Origin of the sequence: Streptomyces sp. NBC_01241, from assembly GCF_041435435.1 — a bacterium.
Taxonomy (GTDB): domain Bacteria; phylum Actinomycetota; class Actinomycetes; order Streptomycetales; family Streptomycetaceae; genus Streptomyces.
The window spans coordinates 3,080,266-3,092,327 of the sequence record NZ_CP108494.1 but is presented as its reverse complement, the minus strand read 5'-3'; the positions used below and the strand labels follow the sequence as shown (position 1 = coordinate 3,092,327).

Annotated in this window: 15 protein-coding genes, 1 tRNA gene and 1 riboswitch; of the genes, 11 read left to right on the top strand and 5 right to left on the bottom strand. The window is 68.3% G+C overall.

Features of this window, described 5'->3' with window-relative positions; all coding sequences use genetic code 11:
* Window positions 1-20 precede the first annotated feature (20 nt).
* The 4 genes from OG306_RS13515 to rdgB all read left to right on the top strand — a co-directional run bounded on the left by OG306_RS13515 (window position 21) and on the right by rdgB (window position 2,345).
* Window positions 21-278 (top strand): PTS glucose/sucrose transporter subunit IIB, encoded by a 258-nt coding sequence (locus OG306_RS13515; RefSeq protein ID WP_266746427.1) that lies wholly within the window; start codon window positions 21-23, stop codon window positions 276-278.
* 204 nt (window positions 279-482) lie between these two features.
* Entirely contained in the window at window positions 483-1,220 is a 738-nt protein-coding gene (gene rph, locus OG306_RS13510; RefSeq protein WP_266746426.1) for a ribonuclease PH, read from the top strand.
* A gap of 102 nt (window positions 1,221-1,322) precedes the next feature.
* Window positions 1,323-1,721 (top strand): hypothetical protein, encoded by a 399-nt coding sequence (locus tag OG306_RS13505; protein ID WP_266746425.1) that lies wholly within the window; start codon window positions 1,323-1,325, stop codon window positions 1,719-1,721.
* A gap of 21 nt (window positions 1,722-1,742) precedes the next feature.
* Window positions 1,743-2,345, top strand: coding sequence for an RdgB/HAM1 family non-canonical purine NTP pyrophosphatase (gene rdgB, locus OG306_RS13500; RefSeq protein ID WP_266906549.1), 603 nt, complete (start codon window positions 1,743-1,745; stop codon window positions 2,343-2,345).
* A 64-nt stretch (window positions 2,346-2,409) separates the two neighbouring features.
* Here rdgB and OG306_RS13495 read toward each other — a convergent pair.
* The 4 genes from OG306_RS13495 to bcp all read right to left on the bottom strand — a co-directional run bounded on the left by OG306_RS13495 (window position 2,410) and on the right by bcp (window position 4,396).
* Window positions 2,410-2,493 (bottom strand) — tRNA-Leu (locus OG306_RS13495).
* A gap of 44 nt (window positions 2,494-2,537) precedes the next feature.
* Entirely contained in the window at window positions 2,538-3,203 is a 666-nt protein-coding gene (locus tag OG306_RS13490; protein WP_266906551.1) for an HNH endonuclease, read from the bottom strand.
* Window positions 3,204-3,250: 47 nt separating this feature from the next.
* Entirely contained in the window at window positions 3,251-3,556 is a 306-nt protein-coding gene (locus tag OG306_RS13485; RefSeq protein ID WP_266906553.1) for a hypothetical protein, read from the bottom strand.
* A 372-nt stretch (window positions 3,557-3,928) separates the two neighbouring features.
* Window positions 3,929-4,396 carry a thioredoxin-dependent thiol peroxidase gene (bcp, locus tag OG306_RS13480; protein ID WP_266746422.1) on the bottom strand — a complete coding sequence of 156 codons (468 nt, stop codon included), beginning with the start codon at window positions 4,394-4,396 and terminating at the stop codon, window positions 3,929-3,931.
* Between the two features lie 130 nt (window positions 4,397-4,526).
* Between bcp and OG306_RS13475 the strand changes: the two genes are divergently transcribed.
* The 3 genes from OG306_RS13475 (at window position 4,527) to OG306_RS13465 (ending at window position 5,805) form a co-directional block, all read left to right on the top strand.
* Window positions 4,527-4,847 carry a DUF3618 domain-containing protein gene (locus OG306_RS13475; RefSeq protein WP_327259205.1) on the top strand — a complete coding sequence of 107 codons (321 nt, stop codon included), beginning with the start codon at window positions 4,527-4,529 and terminating at the stop codon, window positions 4,845-4,847.
* Between the two features lie 76 nt (window positions 4,848-4,923).
* On the top strand, window positions 4,924-5,262 hold the full coding sequence (locus OG306_RS13470; RefSeq protein WP_030923137.1) for a GroES family chaperonin: 339 nt from the start codon (window positions 4,924-4,926) through the stop codon (window positions 5,260-5,262).
* 125 nt (window positions 5,263-5,387) lie between these two features.
* Window positions 5,388-5,448, top strand: a riboswitch (guanidine-III (ykkC-III) riboswitch).
* Window positions 5,449-5,484: 36 nt separating this feature from the next.
* Window positions 5,485-5,805 (top strand): DMT family transporter, encoded by a 321-nt coding sequence (locus OG306_RS13465; protein ID WP_266746420.1) that lies wholly within the window; start codon window positions 5,485-5,487, stop codon window positions 5,803-5,805.
* Here the strand turns inward: OG306_RS13465 and OG306_RS13460 are convergent.
* The gene (locus OG306_RS13460; protein ID WP_266906555.1) at window positions 5,802-8,360 is read right to left on the bottom strand and encodes a transglycosylase domain-containing protein; all 2,559 of its coding nucleotides are present in this window, start codon (window positions 8,358-8,360) and stop codon (window positions 5,802-5,804) included. The genes OG306_RS13465 and OG306_RS13460 overlap by 4 nt on opposite strands.
* Before the next feature lie 169 nt (window positions 8,361-8,529).
* Between OG306_RS13460 and OG306_RS13455 the strand changes: the two genes are divergently transcribed.
* The 4 genes from OG306_RS13455 (at window position 8,530) to OG306_RS13440 (ending at window position 12,039) form a co-directional block, all read left to right on the top strand.
* A complete protein-coding gene (locus OG306_RS13455) occupies window positions 8,530-9,330 on the top strand; it encodes an ABC transporter permease (RefSeq protein WP_266746418.1) in 801 nt (266 codons plus the stop codon).
* Between the two features lie 46 nt (window positions 9,331-9,376).
* Window positions 9,377-10,222: an ABC transporter permease gene (locus tag OG306_RS13450; protein WP_266752191.1), complete on the top strand. Its 846-nt coding sequence runs from the start codon at window positions 9,377-9,379 to the stop codon at window positions 10,220-10,222.
* Window positions 10,223-10,284: 62 nt separating this feature from the next.
* The gene (locus tag OG306_RS13445) at window positions 10,285-11,283 is read left to right on the top strand and encodes an ABC transporter ATP-binding protein (RefSeq protein WP_371665338.1); all 999 of its coding nucleotides are present in this window, start codon (window positions 10,285-10,287) and stop codon (window positions 11,281-11,283) included.
* Window positions 11,284-11,343: 60 nt separating this feature from the next.
* Window positions 11,344-12,039 carry a DUF1707 SHOCT-like domain-containing protein gene (locus OG306_RS13440; protein ID WP_266752190.1) on the top strand — a complete coding sequence of 232 codons (696 nt, stop codon included), beginning with the start codon at window positions 11,344-11,346 and terminating at the stop codon, window positions 12,037-12,039.
* The last annotated feature ends 23 nt before the right edge of the window (window positions 12,040-12,062 follow it).

The window sequence follows — 12,062 nt, the reverse complement described above, 5'->3', positions numbered from 1 at the left end:
CATGGTGGGCCGTCGCATGCATGGGAACAACCAGGGAGAAGGCCATGGCCAGCAAGGCTGAGAAGATCGTCGCCGGGCTCGGCGGTATCGACAACATCGACGAGATCGAAGGCTGCATCACGCGCCTGCGCACCGAGGTCCACGACCCCAGCAAGGTCGACGAAGCCGCGCTCAAGGCCGCCGGAGCCCACGGCGTCGTCAAGATGGGCACCGCGATCCAGGTCGTCATCGGCACCGACGCCGACCCCATCGCCGCCGACATCGAAGACATGATGTGACCGGCCGCCGAATCACCGGCTGACCTCCCCGCCGCGCCTCGCCGGATCCCGCTGAGCCGAGCAAACCAACTCGGCACCGGCACCAGCACTACCCCCACCCCCCCCACTAGCACCAGCACCCCGCAGGCCCCGTCCGCCCCACCCGGACGGGGCCTGCATCGCACCCGAACGGGTGCCGGCCCCGCACCCGATAAGGTCGATGCCATGTCTCGTATCGACGGCCGCACCCCCGAACAGCTCCGCCCCGTCACCATCGAACGCGGATGGAGCAAGCACGCCGAAGGCTCCGTACTCATCTCCTTCGGCGACACCAAGGTCTTCTGCACCGCCTCCGTCACCGAAGGCGTCCCCCGCTGGCGCAAAGGCAGCGGCGAAGGCTGGGTCACCGCCGAATACTCCATGCTGCCCCGCGCCACCAACACCCGCGGCGACCGCGAATCCGTACGTGGCAAGATCGGCGGCCGCACCCACGAGATCAGCCGGCTCATCGGCCGGTCCCTGCGCGCCGTCATCGACTACAAGGCCCTCGGCGAGAACACCATCGTCCTCGACTGCGACGTCCTCCAGGCCGACGGCGGCACCCGCACCGCCGCCATCACCGGCGCCTACGTCGCCCTCGCCGACGCCGTCACCTGGGCCCAGCACAAGAAGCTCGTCAAGCACGGCCGCAAGCCGCTGACCGACACTGTCGCCGCGGTCAGCGTCGGCATCGTCGACGGCGCCCCCCTCCTCGACCTCTGCTACGAGGAGGACGTCCGCGCCGAGACCGACATGAACGTCGTCTGCACCGGCGACGGCCGCTTCGTCGAAGTCCAGGGCACCGCCGAGGCCGCCCCCTTCGACCGCAAGGAACTCGGCGCCCTCCTCGACCTCGCCACCGCGGGCTGCGCAGACCTCACCGTCATTCAGCACGAGGCCCTCGCCCGCACCCTGGCCGAGTAAAGAAGCAACCACATACGCACCACAACGCGTCGTTACGAGCACGGGCGCACGGGTCGAACCGTGCGCCCGTCCGCGTATCCGCACCCGGGGAGGAACCGCACCATGGCCAAGGCCGACCGCCACCGCCGCACCACCGTCGCGCTGACCCTGACCACCCTCACCCTCGCCCTCACCGCGACAGCCGGCTGCGGCGCCGTCGACAAGGCACTCGACTGCGTGCGAACCGCCGACGCCATCGCCACCAGCGTCGACAACCTCCAACAGGCCGTCTCCACCGCGTCCGACGACCCCACCCAGGCATCCGAAGCCCTCGACGACATCGAGAAGGAACTCGGCAACCTCGGCGACAAGACCGACAACGCCGACCTCGGCAAGGCCGTCGACCACCTCCGGGCCGGTGTCGGCAACGTCCGCGACTCGATCGACAAGGGCGACGCCACCCCCGACATCACCCCGGTCACCGACGCCGCCAAGGAAATCGGCAAGGTCTGCAGCCCCTGACCACCCCCGATACTGGGTGACATGACCCGCCTCATCCTCGCCACCCGCAACGCCGGGAAGATCACCGAACTCCACGCGATCCTCGCCGACGCAGGCCTCGACCACGAACTCGTCGGCGCGGACGCGTACCCGGACATCCCCGACGTCAAGGAGACCGGCGTCACCTTCGCCGAGAACGCCCTGCTCAAGGCCCACGCCCTCGCGAAGGCCACCGGCCACCCCGCCATCGCCGACGACTCCGGCCTCTGCGTGGACGTACTCGGCGGCGCCCCCGGCATCTTCTCCGCCCGCTGGTCCGGCACCCACGGCGACGACCGGGCCAACCTGGACCTGCTCCTGGCCCAGCTTTCCGACATCGACGACGCCCACCGCCGGGCCCACTTCGCCTGCGCGGCCGCCCTCGCCCTCCCCGACGGCACGGAACGCGTGGTCGAGGGCCGCCTGACGGGCACCCTGCGCCACACCCCGTCCGGCACGAACGGCTTCGGCTACGACCCGATCCTCCAGCCGGACGGCTCCACCCGCACCTGCGCGGAACTGACCCCGGCGGAAAAGAACGCGATCAGCCACCGCGGCAAGGCGTTCCGGGCGCTGGTGCCGGTGGTGCGGGAGTTGGTGGGGTGACAGTCTCTCGGTGAACGTGACAGGCCCGGCTCGCTGCAGAAGCGAGCCGGGCCTGTCACCGGGGTGCGCGAGGAGGGACTCGAACCCTCACGCCGCTAGGGCACTGGTACCTAAAACCAGCCTGTCTCACCAATTCCAGCACTCGCGCGTCTCCGGCAGTCTACAAGGGAAGGCTGCAACAGACCCGAAGACCTATACGGCGGCCGATTTAGCAGGGCGCCGGTTCCGGCACCATGTGTCAGTGAGCGCGTGGCAGTTGGGGCAGAGGTAGCGAAGGTTCTCGGCCCGGTTGTCGAGCCACTCACCGTTGATGTGATCGATCTGGAGCGTGAAGGACTGCCCCAGCCACTTTCCCGGGTTGCCGCAGGATTCGCAGCGGTACGCGACACCGATCTCCTGAAGGGCGCGGTGCAGTCTTTCCCGGTTTGTGAGTGTTGACCCTTGAGGCCTGACAACCAGGGTCGTCGGTGCGATCGCTTTGGGCTCGTGCACCTGCATCGAAGCCCAGGAGCGGCGAGTGAAGTGGCTTGTGTCGAGCTGCAGCTGCAGGACCTTGCGCCGCACGCGGCGGTGGTTCGTGTCGTTGACCTCAAGGCCGAGTGCCCGCATGACGTCCGCGTAGCTGGTAGCGCGCTGGACGGCGTTCCGCAGAGTGTCCTCCGGGATCGCAAGGCGCGCCTTCCGGAAATGTGAGGTATCGATCCCTCTCCTGCGCAGCAGGCTCGCCAGCGCAGAGCGTGACTGACTGTCGTCGCCCATCCCAAGGCTTCGCGCCACTCCGCGAATGCTCTCGGCCGCGGCCGTGGCAGTCCGTAACTCCTCGGTGGTGAACAGCAGGTCCAGTTGCGGACGGTTCATGCCGGGAAAGTGGCTGACATCGATCCCCGCGGCCGTGATGCGGCGGCTTATGTGAGAAAGCGTGCCGCTTGCCGGTGGTGCACCGAGTTTGGTGACGACCTCGCGCAGCGACGACGAGGACGCAGCGACGACGAGGACGCAACGGCGGCCTCAATGGCCGCGTCCGGGTACTTCAGCCATGGACTTCGTTGCTTGAAGTGGGCTGTATCCAGCCCGTGCCCGGCTACCTTCTCCTGCAGTACGCGCCGCTGGCCGCCGCTCTTCTTGAGTCCGAGCCGACGCATCAGATCCGTCCAGTTCTTGGACTCGGCGACGGCGGTGGTGAGCTTCTCCCGCTCGTACACGTCAGACATTTCTCCCCCTCGTGCAAGCGGGACCGAGGCGTTGGTGTTCGACGTCGCGGTCAACACCTTCCGGTAGCTCGCGGGTATACCGAACCGGCGTGATCCCCTCCGAATCCGACCGCGCGTTCGCGGCTTCGTACGGATCAACGAGCCTTTTATCGGAGAGTTACGTCCGATATCCGAAAAGATGCGGAATGGCCCGCACTGATTCAATCGACGCTGAAGCAGTGCGGGCCATTCCGACGAGGGCGCCGAAGAGGCGCGGCGGCCCGGGGTCAGAACTTCGGGTCCGGTGTCTGGGGCGCGACCAGTTCTGCTGCCTCCTCGGTGGGATGTCCCTCACATCGTTCAGTCGTGCGGGGCAGCGCCTATGGGCCGGGTTCAGACGCCGAGGTCCTTGATGATTTTGGCTACGTGGCCGGTGGCCTTGACGTTGTAGAGGGCTCGCTCGACCTTGCCGTCCTCGTCCACGACGATCGTGGAGCGGATGACGCCCGTCACCGTTTTGCCGTAGAGCTTCTTCTCGCCGAAGGCGCCGTATGCCTCCAGGGTCTTCTTGGAGGGGTCCCCGACCAGGGTGACCTTGAGGTTTTCCTTTTCGCGGAACTTGGCGAGCTTCTCGGGCTTGTCGGGGGAGACGCCGATGACGTCGTATCCGGCGCCTGCGAGGAGTTCCAGGTTGTCGGTGAAGTCGCAGGCCTGCTTGGTGCAGCCGGGGGTGAGGGCGGCCGGGTAGAAGTAGACGATGACCTTGCGGCCCTTGTGGTCGGCGAGCGAGATGTCGTTGCCGTCGGCGTCGGGGAGGGTGAAGGCGGGGGCGGTGTCGCCGGGCTGGAGTCGCTCGCTCATGGTTCTCCTCAGTTGGACACGTAGGGGTGTATGGGACCGAGCGTAATAGGGGTGCCGCCGGGTACGTGGGCGGTGGAGCTGACAGACTGTCGATGAAGGTTTACCGGACGAGGACCACGGAGGCGGCGCAGTGTCGGATGCCAGGACCCCTGCGCAGATCGAGGCGGACATCATCAGCAGGCGTGAGCAGCTTGCGGTGGTGCTCGATGAGATCGGGGTGCGGGTGCACCCGAAGACGATCATGGGTGATGCGAAGGCCAGGGCTGCCGAAGCCGTGGACCGGACGGCCGGTCGGGCTTTTGTCGCGGTGAACCGGGCTGTGTCGGATGTGAAGACGCGGTTCGTGTCCGCGGACGGTGCTCCGCGTCTGGAGCGGGTGGTTCCGGCGGCGTTGCTCGCGGTGGGTGTCGTGGGTCTGCTGACGGTGTCGAAGCGGCGCCGGAACAAGTGATGGTGCGGGCCGTGTGCTCCGCAGGTGTGTACCCCGGAGGCGTGTGGAGCCGTGGTGGGCAGGTAGGTTGCGGGGCGTGAGCGAGAACACCGACGACAAGCTGCCCATCCGCATGTTGCATGACCGCGTGCTGGTCCGGTCCGATACGCCTGAGGGCGAGCGGCGTTCCGGTGGCGGCATCCTGATTCCGGCGACGGCTGCGGTCGGTCGTCGGCTGGCCTGGGCCGTGGTGGTCGCGGTGGGCCAGAACGTGCGGACGGTGGAGCCGGGTGACCGTGTGCTGTACGACCCCGAGGACCGTGCGGAGGTCGAGGTGCGCGGTGTGGCGTATGTGCTGATGCGTGAGCGGGATCTGCATGCGGTGGCGGCGGACCGGTTCGAGGGGTCGGTGGATTCCACCGGGCTGTATCTGTGATCCGTATCTGTCGATCCGTATCCATGACCGGTTCCGTGATCGGTTTCTGTAGTCGGCGGTAGCGACAGCAGCAGTGGCGGGTGTGGCCTGGTGACCGGTGTCACCAGGCCCTTTGCTTGTTCTTTGCTATGGTGGGCTGACCCCCGACGAGACGCGCCGTACCGGGTTTCGCAAAGACGACGCACCGTATTTTCCGTGTTCTGTCTTGTCGGAGGTGCCGTCATGGCGTGGGTTCTGCTGATTGTCGCCGGTCTGCTGGAAGTGGGCTGGTCGATAGGGATGAAGTACACCGAGGGGTTCACCCGGCTGTGGCCGAGTGTGTTCACGGGTGTCGGGATCGTGGCGAGCATGATGTTGCTGTCCCAGGCGGCGAAGACGCTGCCGATCGGGACGGCGTACGGGGTGTGGGTCGGTATCGGTGCGGCGGGGGCGGCGGTGCTCGGCATGGTGGTGCTGAACGAGCCGGCGACCGCTGCCCGGATCTTCTTCGTCTGTCTGTTGCTGGTGGCTGTCGTGGGGCTGAAGGCGACCTCGGGTCACTAACGCGGGCCAGGGGGAGCCGGGGGAACTGTGGGAGCCGTGGGCGGCGGGGGCGTTGCGGGGGCCGGGGTGCCTCGGGCGCCCGGGAGGAAGTCGTAGCGGTCTCTGTCGCCGTCGTCCTCGTCGCGGGGGCCGCCGTTGTCGCCGCCGCCGTCGCCGTAGTCCGGTCCGCCGTTGTGCCATCCGCCGTTGTGCCATCTGCCGTCCTGCGGTCCGCCGCCGGTCAAGTCGCCCATGTCCGTGCCGCCGGTGGTGGCTTCGCTGTTTCCGGGGCTCGGCGGACTGCCGGGTGCGATGCTTTCGAAGCTGCTCGGCGGCGTGCCGGAGGGCTGCTCCGACGGTGTCCCGGTTTCGCCGGGGACGGTGCTCTCCCCGGTGGGTGAGGTGGTTTCGTCGGCGCCGCTTTCGAGGGTCAGGTCGAACTCCTCGACCGTGGTGCCGCGCAGCGCGGCTTCGGTGTACTGGGCCCAGGTCTGGGCGGGGGCGCCGGCGCCGTTGATGCGGGCCAGTCCGAGTGCTCCGTAGAGGGATTTCTGTACGCCGGTCTCGGGGTCCTGGCCCATGACGGCGATGACGGTGGTGAGGTCGGGGGTGTAGCCGGCGAACCAGGCTGCCCTGTCGTCCTCGGCGGTGCCGGTCTTGCCGGCGGCGGGGCGGCCGGCGCCCTGGGCGGCGGTGCCGGAGCCGTTCTCGACGACGCTCCGGAGGATCGAGGTGGTGGTGTCGGCGGCTTCGCGGCTGACAGCCTGCTTGGTGTTCCTGCTGGGGAGTTCGAGGTCCGTGCCGCCCTTGCTGACCTTGTCGACGAGGACGTACGCGCCGTGCCTTCCGTGGTTGGCGAGGGTGGCGTACGCCTCGGTCATGTCGAGGACGCTGGCGGTGGCCACGCCGAGTGCGATGGACGGAGAGGCGGTGAGGTCGGGGGTGTTCCGGGGGATGCCGAGGCCGACGGCGGTCTGCTCGACCTTGGCGGGGCCGACGTCTTCGGCCATTTGGGCGTAGACGGCGTTGACGGACTTGTCGGTGGCGTCGCGGACGGTGATGGGTCCGTAGCTGATGTCGTCCTCGTTGGCGGGGGAGTAGCCGGTGGGTCCGTTGGGGCCCTCGACCATGCGTTTGTTGGTGCCGTCGTACACGGTGTTGGGGGTGATGCGCCGGCCGTCCTGGGTGGTGGAGCCGTTGGCGACTGCGGAGGTGAAGACGAACGGTTTGAAGGTGGAGCCGACCTGGTAGTCGCGGCGGGTCGCGTTGTTCACGTACTGCTTGGTGTAGTCGACGCCGCCGTACATGGCGACGACGCGGCCGGTGCCGGGGTCGATGGAGGCGCCGCCGACGCGGACGTTGCGGTCGGCCGTGCGGTCGCTGCTCGTCTGGGACATGACGTTGTCGTCGACGGCTTTGACGAGTGCGTTCTGTTTCTTCTTCTCCAGTGTGGTGGTGATCCGGTAGCCGCCGGTGGCCAGGGTGTTCTCGTCGATGACCTTGTTGGTGGTGAGGTAGTCCTCGACGGCCTGGATGATGTAGCCGCGTTGTCCGGAGAGGCCGATGGGCGGGTTGACCTTGCCGGGTACGGGGAACTTCAGGGTGGCGCGGGTGCGGGCGCCGAGCCACTTCTCCTTGACCATGCCGTCGAGTACGTAGTTCCAGCGTGCGAGGGCGGCGGCCTTGTTCCCGGGGTGGACGACGACGTCGTAGGCGCTGGGGGCGTTGAGGAGGGAGGCGAGGTAGGCGCCTTCGGCGGTGGTGATGCTGCCGATGTCCTTGCCGTAGTAGGCCTGTGCGGCGGCCTGGATGCCGTAGGCGTTGCGGCCGAAGTAGCTGGTGTTGAGGTAGCCCTCGAAGATCTGGCTCTTGGATTCCTCGCGGTTGAGTTTGACCGCGATGAAGAACTCCTTGATCTTGCGGGTGATGGTCTGTTCCTGGCCGAGGTAGTAGTTCTTGACGTACTGCTGGGTGATGGTCGAGCCGCCCTGGGTGCCCTTGCCGGCGAGGGTGTTCCAGGCGGCTCGGGCCATGGCTTTGACGTCGACCGCCCGTTCGGAGTAGAAGTCGCGGTCCTCTGCGGCGAGTACGGCGTGCTGGACGGTGAGCGGGACCTGGGCGAGTTTGATGTTCTCGCGGTTGATTTCGCCGGAGCGGGCGAGGACGCTGCCGTCCTTGTAGAGGTAGACGTTCGACTGTGCGGTGGCGTTGGCGTTGGCGGGCGGGATGTCGACGAGTTCGTACCCGGCGATGAAGCCGCCGATCAGGAGCAGGACGAGAAGGAGGACGGCGCCGAGGACCATCCGCCAGGTGGGGACGGCGCGGCGCCAGCCGGTGCGTTCGGGCCGTCGGGGGCGCTTGGGGCGCTTGGGCTGCTTGGCGGTGCCGTCCTGTTGACCGTCCTGTGGGCCGCCGTGCCGACCGTCCTGTGGGCCGCCGTGCCGACCGTCCTGTTCACCGCCTTGTTCTCCCCTGCTGCCCCTGTTGCCGCTGTTGCTGCCGTGGGCGGACGGGTCCCTGGGGTCCCAGCCCCGGGGTTCGTTCTCCCCGCCCGGCTGCTGTGGCTCGTCGCTCATGTCCGTGCAGACTCCTCGGCCGCGGTCAGTTCCCCCATAGTGCCCTTTTCTGTGGAATAAGCACCGGATCGACCGCCAAAAGCGGTCGCGGCGGCTGCGTCCGGTGGACTAGGGTCTTGCGCTTTGGTGTCCAACGCCGTTGGGCGCCCGAGCGCAGGGGGTGAATGCGGTGCGGCTGTATACGGTGGTGGCGGCGGGAGGGTTCCGGCGCTATGCCACATACCGGATGGCGACGGCGGCGGGAGTTTTCACCAACACCGTCTTCGGGTTCATCATGGCGTACGCCTATGTGGCGCTGTGGGACCAGCGTCCGCAGCTCGGCGGTTATGACATGTCTCAGGCGCTCACCTATGTGTGGCTGGGGCAGGCGCTGCTGATGACCTGCGCCATGATGGGTGGCGGTTTCGAGGACGAGCTGATAGAGCGGATTCGCACCGGCGATGTCGCGGTCGACCTCTACCGTCCCGTGGACCTCCAACTGTGGTGGATGGCGGGCGACTTGGGGCGAGCTGCGTTCCATCTGCTGGGCCGCGGCATCGTGCCGATGCTGCTGGGTTCGCTCGCTTTCGATCTGGCGCTGCCCGCCTCGCCGGGGATCTGGCTGGCCTTCCTCGTCTCGGTGACGCTCGGTGTCGTGGTCAGTTTCGCGATCCGCTATCTGGTGGCGCTCTCCGCGTTCTGGCTGCTGGACGGGGCCGGGGTGTCGCAGATGACGGCCCTGGCCGGGATGTTCTTCTCCGGGATGCTGCTCCCGCTGACGCTGTTCCCCGGGGTGCTGGGCGACGTGGCGCGGGTGCTCCCGTGGTCCTCGCTGCTCCAGGTGCCGGCCGATGTGCTGCTCGGGAAGCGGACGGGCTGGGGGCTGGTGGAGGCGTACGCCTTCCAGGGTGGCTGGGCGCTGACGCTGCTGCTGGTGGGCCGGCTGGTGCAGTCGGTGGCGACGAGGAGGGTGGTGGTCCAGGGTGGCTGAGACGACGGCCGGTGCGGTGGAGGCGGAGGCGGCGGCGGGGGCCGGGGTGGCGGATGCGCCCGAAGTGGTGTTCGTCGAGCGGTCGAGGCTGGTCGAGGGAGTTCGGGCGTACGGGCTGATCGCGGCGATGTGGCTGCGTTCGACGATGGCGTACCGCGCCTCGTTCGCGATGACGGCGTTCGGGAACTTCGCGGCGACCGCCTTCGACTTCGTGGCGATTTTGCTGATGTTCTCGCACGTGGACGCGCTGGGCGGTTACACGTTGCCGGAGGTCGCGTTGCTGTACGGGGCCGCGGGCACCGCGTTCGGCCTCGCCGACCTGGTGCTGGGGTCGATGGACCGGCTGGGGCGGCGGGTGCGCGACGGCACGCTGGACACGCTGCTGGTACGTCCGGTGCCGGTGCTCGCGCAGGTCGCGGCGGACCGGTTCGCGCTGCGCAGGCTGGGGCGGATCACCCAGGGCGGGCTGGTGCTCGGGTACGCGCTGGTGACGCTGGACATCGCGTGGACGCCGCTGAAGGTGGTGATGATCCCGCTGATGCTGCTGAGCGGGGCGGCGATCTTCGCGGCGGTGTTCGTGGCCGGGGCGGCGTTCCAGTTCTTCGCCCAGGACGCCTCGGAGGTGCAGAACTCGTTCACGTACGGAGGGAACACGCTGCTCCAGTACCCGCCGTCGATCTTCGCGAAGGACCTGGTGCGCGGGGTGACGTTCGTGGTGCCGCTGGCGTTCGTGAACTGGCTGCCCGCGCTGTACGTGCTGGGCCGGGACTATCCGCTGGGCCTGCCGGACTGGGTGGCGTTCCTGCCTCCGGTGGTGGCGGGCCTGTGCTGGCTGCTCGCGGGCCTGGCCTGGCGCGTGGGGCTGCGCGCGTACCGCAGTACGGGCAGTTGATGAAACACCGAAGCGCGGCAGGGCAGGGCAGGGCGAACACAACGGCAGGGGTACTGGACGACATGAAAACCGACGTCGACACCGGCAGCGGCACCGACTTCATTCAGCTCGACAACGTCGAAAAGGTCTTCGACGTGCGTCGCAGGACCGGCTTCATGCGGGGTGAACGCCGCCAGGTGCGGGCGGTCGACTCCATCAGCTTCCGCGTCGCGCGCGGCGAGATGGTCGGCTACATCGGGCCGAACGGTGCCGGGAAGTCGACCACGATCAAGATGCTGACCGGCATTCTCACCCCGAGCGGTGGCCGGCTGCGGGTGGCGGGCATCGACCCGTCCAGGGAGCGGACGAGGCTGGCACACCGGATCGGTGTGGTGTTCGGCCAGCGCACCACGCTCTGGTGGGACCTGCCGCTGCGCGACTCGTACCGGCTGATGCACCGGATGTACCGGATTCCCGACGCCCGCTACCGCGAGAACCTGGACCGCTGCGTCGAACTCCTCGACCTGGGCGAGCTGTTGGACGTGCCCGTGCGGCAGCTGTCGCTCGGGCAGCGGATGCGCGGGGACATCGCGGCGGCGCTGCTGCACGATCCCGAGGTGCTGTACCTGGACGAACCGACGATCGGCCTGGACGTCGTGTCCAAGGCCAAAGTCCGTGGATTCCTGCGGGACTTGAATGCCGACTGCGGTACGACCGTGCTGCTCACCACCCACGATCTGACGGATATCGAGCAGCTCTGCAAGCGTGTGATGGTGATCGACCACGGCCGGCTCATGTACGACGGTGCGCTCGCCGGGCTGCACGAGGTGGGTGAGAGCGAGCGGACGCTGGTGGTCGATCTGGAGCGTCAACTCCCGCCGATCCGGCTGGAGTCGGCACCCTCGGTGCGTACGGTGAAGGTGGAGGGGCCGCGCCAGTGGCTGGCCTTCCCGGCCTCGGAGTCGGCCGCGCCGCTGGTCGCCCGGATCGCCGCGGAGTATCCCCTGGTCGACCTGTCGGTGCGGGAGCCGGACATCGAGGCCGTGATCGCGAAGATGTACGTGTCGGCCATCGCCCAGTAGATCGGTGACGGGAGTGTGGGCGTTCAATAGGCTGAGCGCATGACAAGTGACCTCCCTGACATGCGCGCTTCCGATGCCGAGCGCGAGCGAGTCGCCGAGATCTTGCGCGAGGCGGTGGCCGAGGGCCGGCTGGAGATGGAAGAGTTCGAGCACCGGCTCGAAGCGGCCTACAAGGCGCGTACGCACGGGGAGCTGGAACCGCTCGTACGTGACCTCCCGGCGCCGGGCACGGCGGTGGCCCCGTTGGGTCCGGCCCCGGCAGCCGCGGCGACGGGTTCGGCGGTGCGCTGGGCGGACCGTATCGGCAAGCCGGCCACGTCGGGTGGCGCCTTCGCTTTCTGGGGCGGTTTCGGCCGCCGGGGAAACTGGACGGTGGGCCGGAAGTTCACCGCGTTCGCGATGTGGGGCGGCGGTGAGATCGACCTGCGCGAGGCCAACTTCGAGGACCGCGAGGTGGTCATCCGCTGCATCACGATCATGGGCGGTATGCAGGTGACGGTCCCGCCCGAGCTGAACGTGGAGGTCAGGGGCGTCGGCATCATGGGCGGTTTCGGCGAGCGCTCGAAGGACGAGGGAGTTCCGTCCCCCGACTCCCCGAGGGTGCGGGTCACCGGGTTCGCGCTGATGGGCGGCGTCGGCGTGGAGCGCAAGCGGAGCAAGGCGGAGAGGCGGCGGCTGAAGGACGCGGAGCGGGCGTGGGCGCTGGAGCGGGAGCGGGAGCGCGGGCGGGGCCGGCTGGAGAAGGGCGAGAGCTGACGCGGGCTTCGCCGTGGCCGGCC

What these genes read in the sequence shown, in the direction of transcription:
- OG306_RS13515 (WP_266746427.1), top strand. Translation starts at nt 21, where the DNA reads ATGGGAACAACCAGGGAGAAGGCCATGGCCAGCAAGGCTGAGAAGATC.
- rph (WP_266746426.1), top strand. Translation starts at nt 483, where the DNA reads ATGTCTCGTATCGACGGCCGCACCCCCGAACAGCTCCGCCCCGTCACC.
- OG306_RS13505 (WP_266746425.1), top strand. Translation starts at nt 1,323, where the DNA reads ATGGCCAAGGCCGACCGCCACCGCCGCACCACCGTCGCGCTGACCCTG.
- rdgB (WP_266906549.1), top strand. Translation starts at nt 1,743, where the DNA reads ATGACCCGCCTCATCCTCGCCACCCGCAACGCCGGGAAGATCACCGAA.
- OG306_RS13490 (WP_266906551.1), bottom strand. Translation starts at nt 3,203, where the DNA reads ATGAACCGTCCGCAACTGGACCTGCTGTTCACCACCGAGGAGTTACGG.
- OG306_RS13485 (WP_266906553.1), bottom strand. Translation starts at nt 3,556, where the DNA reads ATGTCTGACGTGTACGAGCGGGAGAAGCTCACCACCGCCGTCGCCGAG.
- bcp (WP_266746422.1), bottom strand. Translation starts at nt 4,396, where the DNA reads ATGAGCGAGCGACTCCAGCCCGGCGACACCGCCCCCGCCTTCACCCTC.
- OG306_RS13465 (WP_266746420.1), top strand. Translation starts at nt 5,485, where the DNA reads ATGGCGTGGGTTCTGCTGATTGTCGCCGGTCTGCTGGAAGTGGGCTGG.
- OG306_RS13460 (WP_266906555.1), bottom strand. Translation starts at nt 8,360, where the DNA reads ATGAGCGACGAGCCACAGCAGCCGGGCGGGGAGAACGAACCCCGGGGC.
- OG306_RS13445 (WP_371665338.1), top strand. Translation starts at nt 10,285, where the DNA reads ATGAAAACCGACGTCGACACCGGCAGCGGCACCGACTTCATTCAGCTC.
- OG306_RS13440 (WP_266752190.1), top strand. Translation starts at nt 11,344, where the DNA reads ATGCGCGCTTCCGATGCCGAGCGCGAGCGAGTCGCCGAGATCTTGCGC.